The organism is Allosalinactinospora lopnorensis (genome assembly GCF_000981225.1).
Taxonomy (GTDB): Bacteria; Actinomycetota; Actinomycetes; order Streptosporangiales; family Streptosporangiaceae; genus Allosalinactinospora; species Allosalinactinospora lopnorensis.
In genome coordinates this window covers 51,991-66,388 of sequence record NZ_LAJC01000003.1, presented here as the reverse complement: position 1 = coordinate 66,388, position 14,398 = coordinate 51,991, and the positions used below count along the sequence as shown (strand labels likewise).

Annotated in this window: 8 protein-coding genes and 1 pseudogene; 5 read left to right on the top strand and 4 right to left on the bottom strand. The window is 70.7% G+C overall.

The window, feature by feature from the left end:
* Positions 1-4 precede the first annotated feature (4 nt).
* The 3 genes from VS93_RS02095 to VS93_RS02085 are packed head-to-tail and all read left to right on the top strand — an operon-like array spanning position 5 to position 3,749.
* The gene (locus tag VS93_RS02095) at positions 5-1,327 is read left to right on the top strand and encodes a lysine N(6)-hydroxylase/L-ornithine N(5)-oxygenase family protein (protein WP_046468332.1); all 1,323 of its coding nucleotides are present in this window, start codon (positions 5-7) and stop codon (positions 1,325-1,327) included.
* The gene (locus tag VS93_RS02090) at positions 1,324-1,902 is read left to right on the top strand and encodes a GNAT family N-acetyltransferase (RefSeq protein WP_046468331.1); all 579 of its coding nucleotides are present in this window, start codon (positions 1,324-1,326) and stop codon (positions 1,900-1,902) included. The genes VS93_RS02095 and VS93_RS02090 overlap by 4 nt, the downstream gene beginning before the upstream one ends.
* Positions 1,899-3,749, top strand: a complete 1,851-nt coding sequence (locus VS93_RS02085; RefSeq protein WP_046468330.1) for an IucA/IucC family protein — start codon at positions 1,899-1,901, stop codon at positions 3,747-3,749. Before VS93_RS02090 ends, VS93_RS02085 begins: the two co-directional genes overlap by 4 nt.
* A gap of 45 nt (positions 3,750-3,794) precedes the next feature.
* Here the strand turns inward: VS93_RS02085 and VS93_RS02080 are convergent, their stop codons facing one another.
* Entirely contained in the window at positions 3,795-4,979 is a 1,185-nt protein-coding gene (locus VS93_RS02080) for a M20/M25/M40 family metallo-hydrolase (protein WP_046468329.1), read from the bottom strand.
* Between the two features lie 493 nt (positions 4,980-5,472).
* Here VS93_RS02080 and VS93_RS02075 point away from each other — a divergent pair, with 493 nt between their 5' ends.
* On the top strand, positions 5,473-10,929 hold the full coding sequence (locus VS93_RS02075) for an ATP-binding protein (protein ID WP_046468328.1): 5,457 nt from the start codon (positions 5,473-5,475) through the stop codon (positions 10,927-10,929).
* A 136-nt stretch (positions 10,930-11,065) separates the two neighbouring features.
* Here the strand turns inward: VS93_RS02075 and VS93_RS02070 are convergent, their stop codons facing one another.
* Together VS93_RS02070 and VS93_RS02065 are read right to left on the bottom strand one after the other, a co-directional pair.
* Positions 11,066-11,362 (bottom strand): hypothetical protein, encoded by a 297-nt coding sequence (locus tag VS93_RS02070; RefSeq protein WP_046468327.1) that lies wholly within the window; start codon positions 11,360-11,362, stop codon positions 11,066-11,068.
* A 172-nt stretch (positions 11,363-11,534) separates the two neighbouring features.
* On the bottom strand, positions 11,535-11,834 hold the full coding sequence (locus VS93_RS02065; protein WP_046468326.1) for a YrhK family protein: 300 nt from the start codon (positions 11,832-11,834) through the stop codon (positions 11,535-11,537).
* Between the two features lie 109 nt (positions 11,835-11,943).
* On the opposite strand from VS93_RS02065, the gene VS93_RS02060 reads away from it, so the two are divergent.
* Positions 11,944-12,471, top strand: coding sequence for a DUF1697 domain-containing protein (locus tag VS93_RS02060; protein WP_173434238.1), 528 nt, complete (start codon positions 11,944-11,946; stop codon positions 12,469-12,471).
* 14 nt (positions 12,472-12,485) lie between these two features.
* Here the strand turns inward: VS93_RS02060 and VS93_RS02055 are convergent.
* Positions 12,486-14,367 (bottom strand): annotated as a pseudogene (locus VS93_RS02055) (ABC transporter ATP-binding protein).
* Positions 14,368-14,398: the final 31 nt, after the last annotated feature.

The following is a 14,398-nucleotide window of genomic DNA, read 5'->3' as shown; positions in this document are numbered from 1 at the left end:
CCCATTGACTCCGCCCCATGACTTCATCGCCATCGGAATCGGCCCCTTCAACCTCGGGCTCGCCTGCCTGACCGAGCCCATCACCGAACTCGACGGCCTGTTCCTGGACAGCAAACCCGAATTCGACTGGCACTCCGGAATGCTCCTGGGGAGCAGCCTCCTGCAGACCCCCTTCCTGGCGGACCTGGTCACCCTGGCCGATCCCACGTCCCCGTACTCGTTCCTCAACTACCTCAAGGAGACCGGGCGCCTCTACTCGTTCTACATCCGGGAGAACTTCTACCCGCTGCGCACCGAGTACAACGACTACTGCCGGTGGGCCGCCGGCAAGCTGAGCGGACTGCGCTTCGACCACCACGTCACCGCCGTCACCTACGACGAGGAAGAGGGCACCTACCTGGTACGGGCCGTTCGGCCCTCGACCGGTGAACCGGTCTCCTACCGGTCCCGGCGCCTCGTACTCGGCACCGGGACCCCGCCCCACATCCCCGAGGCGTGCCGCGGACTCGAAGGCGACGCCGTCCACAGTTCCCGCTACCTGGACCACAAGGCCGCGCTGCAGGCGAAGCGCAGCATCACCGTCGTCGGCAGCGGCCAGAGCGCGGCCGAGATCTACTACGACCTGCTCCAGGACACCGACAGCCACGGCTACAGCCTCACCTGGGTCACCCGCTCGCCGCGCTTCTTCCCGCTGGAGTACACCAAGCTCACGCTGGAGATGACCTCCCCCGAGTACGCCGACTACTTCCACTCGCTCCCGTCGAGCACCCGCGACGAGGTCGTGGCCGCGCAGAAGAACCTCTACAAGGGGATCGACTCCGCACTGATCAACGCGATCTTCGACCTGCTGTACACCAAGAGCCGCGGCGGAAACCGGTCGGACCTCCTGATGACCAACACGGAGGTGACCCACGCCGGCCACGACGCCGGCAGCGGCATCCACACCCTGAACCTGCGCCAGGTGGAGCAGCAGCGGGACTTCACACACACCACCGAGGGGCTGGTCCTCGCCACCGGGTACCGCTACGAGGTCCCGGAGTTCCTGTCCCCGATCACGCACCGGATCCGCTGGGACTCCTCCGGCCGCTTCGCGGTACGGCGCGACTACAGCACCGACACCGCCGGTCGGGAGATCTACGTGCAGAACGCGGAGCTGCACACGCACGGCTTCGTGGCGCCCGACCTCGGCATGGCCGCCTACCGCAACTCGTGCATCATCCGCGAGCTGCTGGGCCGGGAGTACTACCCGATCGAACGGTCGATCGCCTTCCAGGACTTCTCCGCCCCGGAAGGGGCCGTGCGGCCGGTGGAGGTGGCATCCGCATGAGCGAGACCGTCTTCACCCGCACCGACCCCCGGCTGGGGACGTTCGCCCTCCGCCCGGTCGACCCGAACACCGACACCGAGCTGCTGCACCGCTGGCTCACCCACCCCAAGTCCGTGTTCTGGCAGATGAGCCAGGCCACACCGGCAGACGTCGAGCAGGAGTTCCGCACCATCGCCGCGGACCCGCACCGCGACGCCTTCATCGGACTGCACGAGGCCCGGCCGGCGTTCCTGGTCGAGCGCTACGACCCCGCGCACAGCGAGCTGAACGGGAAATACCGGGCCGAACCCGGCGACATCGGCATGCACTTCCTCGTCGCGCCGACCGACACCCCTGTACACGGTTTCACCCACGCTGTGATCAGCACCGTCATGGAGCTGCTGTTCGCCGCAGCCTCCACGGACCGCGTCGTCGTCGAGCCCGACGTGCGCAACCAGGCGGTGCACGCGCTCAACGCCGCCGTCGGCTTCCAGGTGGTGGACACCGTCTCCCTGCCCGACAAGGACGCCTACCTCAGCACCTGCACCCGCGAGCAGTACCGCGCCGCCGTGCGCGAGCAAGGAGCCCACCGATGACCCCTGACCCCCTGACAGCGCCGCGCGACGCCATCGCGCACCTGACCCCGGAGCACTGGGAACGCGCGAACCGCCTCCTGGTCCGCAAGATCCTCGCCGAGTTCTCCCACGAGCGCCTCATCACCCCTGGACCGCGTCCTCCCGGGCGCTACGTGGTGCGCAGCGACGACGGGCGCACCGAGTACCGCTTCGCGGCACGCGTGCTGAGTCTGGACCACTGGCAGATCGACGGCGCCGGCATCACCCGGCATCGGGGCGCGGACGAACTCCCGCTCGACGCGGCCGGCCTGATCCTGGACCTGCGGCGCACTCTGGGGCTGGGAGAGCAGGTGCTGCCGGTGTACCTGGAGGAGATCAGCAGCACCCTGGCCAGCAGCGCCTTCAAACTGTCGGGGCGGCGGCCCGCGGCCGCCGAGCTCGCCCGGGCCGACTTCCAGGCGATCGAGGCCGGGATGACCGAGGGCCACCCGTGCTTCGTCGCGAACAGCGGCCGGATCGGGCTCGACGCGGCCGAGTACCGCGGCTACGCGCCGGAGGCCGGTCCCCGGGTGCGGCTCGTCTGGCTGGCCGCTCGCCGCGACCGGTGCACCTTCTCCGCCTCCGCGGACCTGGACTACGCGGCGCTGATCCGCGCCGAGCTGGACGAGCGGACGCTGGAGCGGTTCTCGGCCACGATGGCGGACCTCGGGCTCGACCTCGACGACTTCCACCTGATCCCCACGCACCCGTGGCAGTGGTGGAACAAGCTCTCGGTCACCTTCGCGGGCGAGATCGCCCGACGCGACCTGGTGTGCCTGGGCCACGGCGACGACGAGTACCAGCCGCAGCAGTCCATCCGGACGCTGTTCAACACGACCGCCCCCGCGCGCCACTACGTGAAGACCGCCATGTCCGTGCTGAACATGGGGTTCCTGCGCGGCCTGTCCACCGACTACATGCAGGCCACCCCGGCGATCAACGACTGGGTCGCCGACCTGGTCGCACGGGACGAGGTCCTGCGGGGATCGGGGTTCACGATCCTGCGGGAGCGGGCGGCGATCGGCTACCACCACGAGCAGTACACGGCCGCCGCCCCCAAGGGATCGCCCTACCTGAAGATGCTCGCCGCGCTCTGGCGGGAGAGCCCGGTCCCGATGCTGGAGCAGGGCCGGCGACTGGCGACCATGGCCTCCCTGCTGCACGTCGACGCCGACGGCGACTCCGTGGCCGGCGCGTTCATCGCGCAGTCGGGCCTGGCGCCCGCGACGTGGCTGCGCCGCTATCTGGACGCCTACCTCACGCCGCTGCTGCACTGCTTCTACGCCTACGACCTCGTGTTCATGCCGCACGGGGAGAACGTGATCCTCGTGCTGGAGAACGGGGTCCCCGAGCGTGTCTTCATGAAGGACATCGCCGAGGAGATCGCGGTACTGGACAGCGAAGCGGTGCTTCCTCCGGAGGTCGAGCGCATCCGGGCCGAGGTGCCCGAGGAACTCAAGTCGCTGTCGCTCCTCACCGACGTGTTCGACTGCTTCCTGCGCTTTCTGAACGCGGCCCTGCACGCCGAGGGCCTGCTGGCGGAGGAGGCGTTCTGGTCCACCGTCGCCGCGTGCATCCTCGACTACCAGGAGTCCATGCCGCACCTGGCGCGGCGATTCGCCCGCTACGACCTGTTCACCGAGCGCTTCGGGCTCTCCTGCCTGAACCGGCTGCAGCTTCGGAACAACCAGCAGATGGTGGACCTGCAGGACCCGGCCAGCGCGATCCAGCTTGCCGGCGAGCTGGAGAACCCCATCGCGCGGTTCGCCGGCGGTGCGGCCGCCGGGGCGGGACACGGCGGCCACGCTCTGGACACCGCTCCCAGGTGAGCCCGCGGCGCCGCACCGGAACGGGACGGGGCGGCGGGCACCGCCTCAACGGGGTGTTCGATCGGCGCCTTCGCGGGCCAGCCGGGTGAGCAGTCCTGCCACCAGCGCCACCTGTGTGGGGGTGGCGCTGGTCAGGATGTGCTCGTCGCGGGCGTGCGGACCGGCACCGACAGCGCCCAGGCCGTCAAGGACCGGGCGGCCCAGCGCTGACACGAAGTTGGCGTCGCTGGCACCGCCCACGAAGATCTCGCCCAGGTCGGTGCCGAGATCCGCGGCCACCTCGCGGGCCCGGGCGAAAAGCCGGCGCGAAGGCGGGTTGGGGTTCATCGGCGGACGGTTCCACTCCCCGCTGACCATGAGCTTCACCCGGGTATCGGTGGGCGCCAGGTCCGCGAGGCCGGCGTCGACCCGCCCCATCTCGGCGGGCTCCCGGACACGGATATCCACCAGGCAGTTCGCGCGGCCGGCCACAACGTTGCGGCTCGTACCGCCGGAGACGACACCGACGTTGACCGTTGTGCCCAGCTCGGGGCGGGCGAGTGCGGTGATCGCGGGTATCGCCTCCGCAAGGGCGTGGACGGCGCTGGCACCGGCCAGGGGGTCGAGTCCGGCGTGCGATTCGATCCCGTGCGCGGTGACGCTGAACAGCCCCATTCCCTTGCGGCCCGTCTTGACCTGGCCGTCCTTGCTCGGCTCCAGGACCAGGGTGGCCGACGCCCCCGCGCTGACCCGCTCGATGTGCGCGCGGGAGGCGTGGCTGCCGATCTCCTCGTCCCCGGTGAGCAGCAGCCGCACGCCGGGGCGGGCCAGACCGAGCTCGCCCAGGAACCGCAGGGCCCACACCCCGTGGACCAGTCCCGCCTTCATGTCCAGGCAGCCCGGGCCGCTGAACCGGTCGCCTTCGACGGTGACGGGCCATTCGTCGATGGTCCCGGCAGGCCACACGGTGTCGTAGTGGCAGAGGAGGACGACCGTACCGCCGGTATCAGCGGGAACGGCATGGTAGTCGAGTTCCAGTACGTCGCCGTTGCTCCCGCCGTCGTGGCGGCGGCGCGCGGCGGGCCGCCCCAGCCGCTCGGTCAGCCAGTCCTCGATGTCGCTCAGGCCGGTGTCGAGCAGGGCCTTGTCGTTGCTGGGCGTCTCCAGTCCGACCAGTCGCCGCATGTCCTCCAGCATGGACGGCAGGTCGCGCCGGGCCAGGTCCGCGAGCGCGGCAGCCGCGTCGGCCATGGTCCACCTCCCCTTTCATGTCCGCTCGGTCGCCGTTCGTCTCGCGGCGCCGACGCTGCGGCCCCGCGGTGACCGGCTCAGTGCACCGGTGCTCCCGGACCAAGGGGGTACCCGGTGCCCACCAGGCGGCGATGATCAGCGCCAGCGGTGGGAAGGCCGCGAAGTTCTCGACCGCGTCCCCGTGCCCTCGGCGGCCCGACATGTATTGGTACCCGCATCGAGCCTGCCTCATCAGGCCTTCCGGAGGATGCTCCGGCCTTCAGGCCGGGGATGAGTCCGGGACTGCCACCCCCGAGACGGCTTACTCACGCCGAGCCCTTCCGCGAAACCGGGTCTATGCGGCCGAGGCTTTTGGCCATTTTCCACAAATAGAGCCGCATAGCATGCGCTATCTACGACATGGCGCTGCCGGCCGGAAGACGGGAGGGTGGGCACTGCCGGGGCCACCGTGTCGCGGCGCGCACATCGTTGGTCTATAGAAGGGCTCGGTCGGGTGTTCAGTCGTATCGCCATCGTCAACCGTGGTGAGGCCGCTATGCGGCTCATCCACGCCGTACGGGACATCGCCGCGGAGACCGGGACGCGGATCGAGACCGTCGCCCTGCACACCGACGTCGACCGCACTGCCGCCTTCGTCCGCGAAGCGGACCTGTCCTACGATCTCGGTCCCGCGTCCGCGCGTCCGTACCTCGACCTGAATGTGCTGGAGCGCGCGCTGGTGGAGACCAGGGCCGACGCCGCGTGGGTCGGTTGGGGCTTCGTCGCGGAGGACCCGGCGTTCGCGGAGCTGTGCGAGAAGGTCGGAGTCACCTTCGTCGGACCGGGCGCTGAGGCCATGCGCAAGCTCGGCGACAAGATCGGCGCGAAGCTGATCGCCGAGGAGGTCGGTGTGCCGGTCGCGCCGTGGAGCCGCGGTGCGATCGAGACCCTGGACGCCGCCAGGGCGGCGGCGGCCGAGATCGGCTACCCGCTGATGCTGAAGGCGACCGCGGGCGGCGGCGGGCGCGGCATCCGCGTGGTCACGAACGAGGCCGAGCTCGCCGACGCCTACGAGCGCACCGGCCAGGAGGCCGCGCGGGCGTTCGGCAGCGGCATCGTGTTCCTGGAGCGCCTGGTCACCGGTGCCCGGCACGTCGAGGTCCAGGTGATCGCCGACGGCGAGGGAACCGCGTGGGCGCTCGGTGTCCGCGACTGCTCGGTGCAGCGGCGCAACCAGAAGGTCATCGAGGAGTCGGCGTCGCCGTTGCTCAGCCCGGTACAGACGGCCGAGCTCAAGGCGTCGGCCGAACGGCTGGCCGTCGCGGTCGGTTACCGCGGCGCGGCGACCGTCGAGTTCCTCTACCACCCCGGCGACAAACTGTTCGCGTTCCTGGAGGTCAACACCCGCCTGCAGGTCGAGCACCCGATCACCGAGTCCACCACCGGGTTCGACCTGGTCAAGGCGCAACTGCGGGTGGCATCCGGCGGCAGACTCGAAGGCGAGCCACCGGTGGAGCACGGGCATGCCATCGAGGCCCGGCTGAACGCCGAAGACCCCGACCGCGACTTCGCGCCCTCCCCGGGCCGCATCGCGCGGCTGGGCCTGCCCGTCGGGCCGGGCATCCGCGTGGACACCGGCGTCAGCGAGGGCGACACCATCCCCGCCGACTTCGACTCGATGATCGCGAAGATCATCGCCTACGGCCGCGACCGCGACGAGGCGCTCGGCAGGCTGCGCCGGGCGATGGCGCAGACCACGGTGATCATCGAGGGCGGTGCGACGAACAAGAGCTTCGTGCTCGACCTGCTCGACCAGCCCGAGGTGATCGACGCCAGCGCGGACACCGGCTGGATCGACCGCGCCCGCGGCGAGGGCAGGCTCGTCTCGCACCGGCACTCCGCCATCGCGCTGGCGGCCGCCGCCATCGATGCGTACGAGGAGGAGGAACGCGTCGAGCGGCAGCGGCTGCTGTCGACGGCGTTCGGCGGACGCCCGCAGGTGCAGCACGAGAGCGGCCGCCCCCTGGACCTCAAACTGCGCGGCGTCGGCTACCGCGTGCGCGTCGCGCGGGTCGGCGCGCACCGGTTCCGCGTCGGCGTCGAGGCGGGGGGCGACGTCCGCGCCGCCAACGTCGAACTCGACCGCTTCGACCGGCACACCGGGCAGATCGTCGTCAACGGCACCCGGTACCGCCTGCTCACCGACACGCACGGGCCGATCCACCTGGTCGAGGTGGACGGCGTGACGCACCGGGTCAGCCGCGACGAGGGCGGCGTCGTCCGCTCGCCCACGCCCGCACTGGTCATCGCCACGCCCCTGGAAGTCGGCGCCGAGGTCGAGGCGAGCGCGCCGGTGCTGGTGCTGGAGAGTATGAAGATGGAGACGGTGCTGCGGGCGCCGTTCAAGGCGCGGCTGAAGGAATGCGTCGTGTCCGTGGGCAACCAGGTGGAGACCGGCGCCCCGCTACTGCGGCTGGAACCGATCGCCGACGACGCCGAGGACACCTCGGCCGCCGAGTCCGTCGAACTGGACCTACCGGCCGCGGCCGAGGAGATACCGGCGCGGGAGCGGCTCACGCTCGGCCAGGAGGACCTGCGCAGCCTGCTGCTGGGCTTCGACGCCGACCCGCACGACGAACGCCGGGTGCTCGACGACTACCTCGCCGCGCGCCGGGCGGCCACCGAGGACGGCCACCGGCCGCTGGCCGAGGAGCTGGAGCTCGTCGACGTGTTCGCCGACCTCGCCGAGCTGAGCCGCAACCGGCCAGCGGGCGAGGACGGCGGCGACGACAACCACGTGCACAGCGCCCGCGAGTACTTCCACACCTACCTGCAGAGCCTCGACGTCGAGCGGGCCGGGCTGCCGGAGGCGTTCCAGGCCAAACTCGCCAAGGCGCTCGGGCACTACGGTGTCACCGGACTGGAGCGCTCTCCCGAGCTCGAAGCCGCGGTGTTCCGGATCTTCCTCGCCCAGCAACGTGTGTCCGCCGACGCCACGGTCGTCACGACGCTGCTGCGCGCGTGGCTGCGGGAGCCGCCGCCGGACGAGACGCTGCGCGAGCCCGCCGGTCTCGCACTGGAGCGGCTGGTGGCCGCGACGCAGGTCCGCTTCCCCGTGGTCTCCGACCTCGCGCGCGGCGTGGTGTTCGCCTGGTTCGGCCAGCCGCTGCTGCGCCGCAACCGCGCCCGCGTCTACGCCGACGTCCGCAGGCATCTGCGCCACCTGGACGCGCACCCGGACGCACCGGACCGCGCCGAGCGCATCGCCGAGATGGTGCGCAGCACCGAGCCGCTGGTGCGACTGCTCGGCCAGCGGCTTGTCCGCGACGACCTGGACAACGCGATCATGTTGGAAGTGCTGACCCGGCGGTACTACGGCAACAAGGGTCTCATCGACGTCCGCACCAGCGAGGTCGCGGGCTGCACGTTCGTGGCCGCCGAGCGCGCGGACTCGTGCGTGGTCTCCTCCGCGGTGAGCTTCGAAGCGCTGGGCAGCGCGCTGCGCGGGCTCGCGGAACTGGCGAGCGGCGAGGACGCCATCGACGCCGACATCTACCTCGCCTGGGAGAAGCAGCCGGAGGACTCCGAGGCGATGGCGGCCGCCCTGCACGAGGTCGTCAGGGCGCACCCGCTGCCGAACCAGGTCCGCAGACTCACCGCCACCGTCGCGGGCAGCGGAGGTGCGGTGATGCACCACCACTTCACGTTCCGCCCGTCGAGCACCGGGATGACCGAGCAGCGGCTGATCCGCGGCCTGCACCCCTACATCGCACAGCGGATGCAGCTGGAGCGGCTGAGCAAGTTCGACCTCACCCGGCTGCCGTCGTCGGACGAGGAGGTCTACCTCTTCCAGTGCGTGGCACGGGAGAACCCGTCGGACGACCGCCTCGTCGCGTTCGCGCAGGTGCGCGACCTGACCGAGCTGCGCGAGCACGACGGCAGGCTGGTCGCACTGCCGACGGCCGAGGACACCATCGCCACCTGCCTCGACTCGATCCGCCGCGCGCAGTCGCGGCGCCCGCCGAAGAAGCGCTTCAACACCAACCGGATCGTGGTCTACGTCTGGCCGCCGAGCGACCTCACGCGGGCGGATCTGGAGATGCTCGCCAAACGTGTGATGCCGACGACCTCGGGGGCCGGGCTGGAGGAGGTCCTGTTCATCGGTCGGCAGCGTGACCGGACAACCGGGGAGTTGACCAAGGTCGCTGTGCGTTTCTCCGTCGACGCCACCGGCGGCACCGAGCTGACCGTCGGCGAGCCGTCGGACGAGCCGGTCGAGCCGGTCGACGACTACCGGCAGAAGGTGCTGCGCGCGAGCAGCCGCAACACGGTGTACCCGTACGAGCTGACCGGCCTGCTCGGCGACTTCGTCGAGCACGACCTCGACGACGACCACGCGCTGGTGCCGGTCGGCCGACCGAAGGGGAACAACACCGCGGCGATCGTCGCGGGCGTGGTCACCACGCCGACCCGGCGGCATCCGCAGGGCGTCACCAGGGTGGTGCTGCTCGGCGACCCGACGAAGTCGCTCGGCGCGCTGTCGGAGCCGGAGTGCCGCCGCGTGATCGCGGCACTGGACCTGGCCGAGCGGATGCGGGTGCCTCTGGAGTGGTACGCACTCTCCGCCGGCGCCCGGATCTCCATGGAGTCGGGCACCGAGAACATGGACTGGGTGGCCGCGGCGCTCAAGCGGATCGTCGAGTTCACCCAGGACGGCGGCGAGATCAACATCGTGGTCGCGGGCATCAACGTCGGCGCGCAGCCGTACTGGAACGCCGAAGCGACGATGCTCATGCACACCAAGGGCATCCTGGTGATGACACCCGACTCGGCGATGGTGCTTACCGGCAAGCAGTCGCTCGACTTCTCCGGTGGCGTGTCGGCCGAGGACAACTTCGGCATCGGCGGCTACGACCGTGTGATGGGCCCCAACGGGCAGGCACAGTACTGGGCGCCGAACCTGACCGCCGCGCGGGACGTGCTGATGTCGCACTACGACCATTCCTACGTCGCGCCGGGCGAGAATGCGCCACGCCGGGCGACGACCACCGATCCCGCCGACCGCGACATCTCCGACTTCCCGCACGCCGTGGCGGGCAGCGACTTCACAACCGTCGGCGAGATCTTCTCGGCCGAGGCCAACCCGGACCGCAAGAAGCCGTTCGACATCCGGACGGTGATGCGGGCGCTGGCCGACCAGGACCATCCGGTGTTGGAACGCTGGGCGGGCATGGCCGACGCGGAAACCGCGACGGTGCAGGACGCGCATCTCGGCGGCATGCCGGTGTGCCTGCTCGGCATCGAGTCGCGGGCGGTGCCGCGGCGCGGCTTCCCGCCCACCGACGGCCCGGACACCTACACCGCGGGCACGCTGTTCCCGCGGTCGTCGAAGAAGGCCGCGCGGGCGATCAACGCGGCCAGCGGCAACCGGCCGCTGGTGGTGCTGGCGAACCTGTCGGGCTTCGACGGTTCGCCGGAATCGATGCGCAAGCTGCAACTGGAGTACGGCGCCGAGATCGGTCGCGCGATCGTGAACTTCCGCGGGCCCATCGTGTTCTGCGTGATCTCGCGGTACCACGGCGGCGCGTTCGTGGTGTTCTCCAAGGCGCTGAACCCGAACATGACCGTGCTCGCGCTGGAAGGCTCGTTCGCCTCGGTGCTCGGCGGCGCCCCCGCTGCCGCGGTGGTGTTCTCCGGCGACGTCGACGCCCGCACCGCGGCCGACCCGCGCGTGCGGGACCTGGAGGCCCGCGGCGCGGTCGCCTCCGGCGCCGACCGCGCCGCGTTGACAGCGGAGCTCGACGAGCTCCGCTCATCGGTCCGCGCGGAGAAGCTCGGCGAGGTGGCCACGGAGTTCGACCGCGTGCACAACATCCGGCGCGCTGTCGAGGTCGGCTCCGTCGACGCTGTCATCCGCGCCGCGGAACTGCGCCCGCGGGTCATCGAGGCCATCGGGTCCCGCCTGCGCTGACCCCACCCCGGCGCCGGTCCGGAGCGGGCCCGTCCGGTGGTCAGGTCCACCGCGTCGGGCCCGCCGTCCAGGCCGACCTACCCGAAGACGGTGTCGCCGGGGGCACCGACCGCCGACGCGGCGCCGGCGTCGGCCTTCATCCGCTCGGAACCGGCCGCGCACTAGCCGAGCAGCGCCCCGGGTTGAGTGTGTTCTGCGGGTCGAGGGCGCTGCCGCCGCCGGAGGCTTCGACGGTCGCGCCGTGGTTCCGGGCGATCTCCACGGCCTCGGCGAGTGGCGTGTCGACGGGCACGGCCGCCGATCCGAAACCGCGGAGCGAGGCCGAGGACCGGTACCGGCCCGGGATGAACTCGGCGTACTCCGCGCACTCGGAATCGGACAGCGCGCGCTCCACCCGGCCCCAGCCCCACCAGGATCTGCCGCGGTTCGCCATGGCGGGTCTCCCTGAGCCTCGTCAGCGGGGCGGGGGCGGTTCCGCCGGTTGACCGCGGGTCCCTGCCCGGCGCTCTGGAAACCCTACGTTGCGGCCCCAGCGCGGGGCGGGCCACGAGCGTCGCCGGCAGGGGCCGGAACCGCTGAGGCGCACCCGCGCGGGCGAGCGCCGCTCAGAACTCCTGGCCGGACTGCCCGTTCGTTCCCGGTGGTATGCCCTGAAGGCGCTGCAGGTGCACAAGCCGCGTGAACCGGATGATGGGACGGATGAGCAGCTGGACACTGCCGAGCAGGAAGAACCAGGTGCCCAACGTGGTCGACGCCGGCGAGAAGAACAGGATGCTGCCGATGATGAACCAGATGGCGATACAGATGTCATTGCAGATGCTGATGGCCTCGTAGCGCTGCCGGATGATGAGCTCGTGACGCCCCAGCTTGATCGTGACCGGCTGGTTGTCGCCGGATCGCTGCATGTGCTCTTCTTCCAGGTGGTCGCCGTGATACCGGTCTCCCGAGCAGGATAACGGCCTCTGCGGTGCGGCGGACGGAACTCGGCCGTGTCACGAGGTACACAGTGAGGTGATGAGATATGTGGCGCTTCTGAGCGGGGTCAACCTCGGCAAGCACCGGCGGATCGCCATGGCCGAGCTGCGCGGACTGCTGGCCGGACTCGGATACACCGAGGCCAGGACACACCTGCAGAGCGGCAACGCTGTCTTCAGCGCGCCCGAGCGGCCCTCGGAGCAGATCGCGGCCGAGATCGAGGACCGTATCGCCCGCGAAGCCGGGTTCGAGGTGGGCGTCGTGGTACGCACCGCCGGCCAGCTGCGGGCGGTGGTCGAGAGTGTCCCCCTCGACATAAGGGACCCGGCCAGGTTCCTCGTGCTGTTCCTGGCCGAGCCCCCGGATCCGGAACGGTTGGTCGCCATCGACGCGGAGTCCTTCGCGCCGGAGGAGATGGGGGTGGGGGAACGCGAGCTGTACCTGTTCCTCCCCGATGGCGTCCGCAACGCGCGGCTTCCCGCGATCCTGCAGAAGCACATGCCGGGCCCGGCCACGGCCCGCAACTGGAGCACCGTCACCAGGCTCCTGGAGTTGGCGGAGGGCTGACCCGGTTCAAGCGGTCAGCGGGCCGCCTCCGCGGCGGGCGACTGCGCGAACTGAGTACGGTACAGCTCCTCGTAACGGCCGCCGACGGCCAGCAGTTCGGTGTGCGTGCCGCGCTCCACGACCCGCCCTTTCTCGATCACCAGGATGCGTCGGCGGTCTGCACGGTGGAGAGCCGGTGCGCGATGACCACCGCGGTCCGCCCGTGCAGCGCCTCGCCCAGAGCGGCCTGCACCGCCGCCTCCGACGTGGAGTCCAGATGCGCGGTCGCCTCGTCCAGGATCACCACCCGCGGTTGCGCGAGCAGCAGGCGGGCGATCGTCAGCCGCTGGCGCTCTCCTCCGGAGAGGCGGTACCCGCGTTCGCCGACGATGGTGTCCAGACCGTCGGGCAGGGCCGCGACAAGGTCATCGAGCCGGGCGCGCCGAAGCACGTCCCACAGTTCCTCCTCTGCCGCCTCCGGGCGGGCCAGCAGCAGGTTCGACCGGATCGAGTCGTGGAACAGGTGTCCGTCCTGCGTTACCATCCCCAGCGTCTCGCGGATGGACCCGGCGGTCAGGTCGCGGACGTCCACCCCGGCCAGCCGCACGGCGCCGCCGTCGACGTCGTAGAGCCTCGGCACCAGCTGCGCGATCGTGGACTTCCCGGCGCCTGAGGAACCCACCAGCGCCACCGTCTGCCCCGGCTCGGCGCGGAACGACACGTCGTGCAGCACCTCGACACCGCCCCGGGTGTCGAGGTTGGCGACCTCCTCGAGCGAGGCGAGGGAGACCTTGTCCGCCGAGGGGTAGCTGAAACGCGCTCCGTCGAACTCCACGGAGACCGGCCCCGCGGGCACCGGCCGGGCATCCGGCTTCTCGGCGACCAGCGGCTCCAGGTCCAATACCTCGAAGACCCGCTCGAAGCTCACCAGCGCGCTCATCACCTCCACGCGGGCGGTGGCCAGGGCGGTCAGCGGAGCGTACATGCGGGTGAGCAGCAGCGCGAGTGCGACGACGGCTCCTGGGTCCAACTGCCCGCGCAGCGCGTAGAACCCGCCCACCCCGTAGACGAGTGCCAGCGCCAACGCCGAGACCAGGTCAGAGCGGTGATGAACACCTCCTGCACCATGGCCGTGCGCACCCCGATGTCGCGCACCCGCCGGGCCCGCGTGGCGAACTCGGCCGACTCATGCGCGGGCCGGCCGAACAGCTTCACCAGCGTCGCCCCGGGGGCGGAGAAGCGCTCCGTCATCTGCGTGCCCATCAGCGCGTTGTGGTTCGCCGATTCGCGTTCGAGCTGCGCCAGCCGGGTGCCCATCCTGCGTGCCGGCAGTACGAACAGGGGCAGTAGCAGTAGCGCGAGTAGGGTGATCTGCCAGGAGATGCCGACCATGACGGCGAGGGTGAGCAGGAGTGTCACGAGGTTGCTCACCACGCCGGAGAGGACATCGCTGAACGCGCGCTGAGCGCCGATGACGTCGTTGTTCAACCGGCTGACCAGTGCACCGGTGCGGGTGCGGGTGAAGAAGGCGACCGGCATGCGCTGCACGTGGTCGTACACCGACGTGCGCATGTCCAGGATCAGACCTTCTCCGATTCTCGCTGACAACCACCGCGACACCAGCCCGAATCCGGCCTCCGCCAGCGCGATACCGGCGATGAGGAGCGCGAGCCCGACGACGAGCCCCAGTTCCCGGCCTTCGACGATCGCGTCGACGACCCGGCCCGCCAGAAGCGGCGTGGCGACCGCGAGAGCCGCTGTGGTGATGCTGAGCAGCAGGAACCATACGAGGCGGCGGCGATGCGGCCGCGCGAACCGTCCGATGCGGCGCAGTGTCGCCATGGAGAACGGTCGCTGGTCCTGCTGCGCGTGCATCGCGTTGTACATCGACATCCACGCGGTCGCTTGCATGTCCATCCCGCACCACCGGCTTCCGGGCGTTGGCTGT

Coding starts and splice junctions, on each gene's coding strand:
- VS93_RS02090 (WP_046468331.1), top strand. CDS start 1,324: ATGAGCGAGACCGTCTTCACCCGCACCGACCCCCGGCTGGGGACGTTC.
- VS93_RS02085 (WP_046468330.1), top strand. CDS start 1,899: ATGACCCCTGACCCCCTGACAGCGCCGCGCGACGCCATCGCGCACCTG.
- VS93_RS02080 (WP_046468329.1), bottom strand. CDS start 4,979: ATGGCCGACGCGGCTGCCGCGCTCGCGGACCTGGCCCGGCGCGACCTG.
- VS93_RS02070 (WP_046468327.1), bottom strand. CDS start 11,362: ATGGCGAACCGCGGCAGATCCTGGTGGGGCTGGGGCCGGGTGGAGCGC.
- VS93_RS02065 (WP_046468326.1), bottom strand. CDS start 11,834: ATGCAGCGATCCGGCGACAACCAGCCGGTCACGATCAAGCTGGGGCGT.
- VS93_RS02060 (WP_173434238.1), top strand. CDS start 11,944: ATGAGATATGTGGCGCTTCTGAGCGGGGTCAACCTCGGCAAGCACCGG.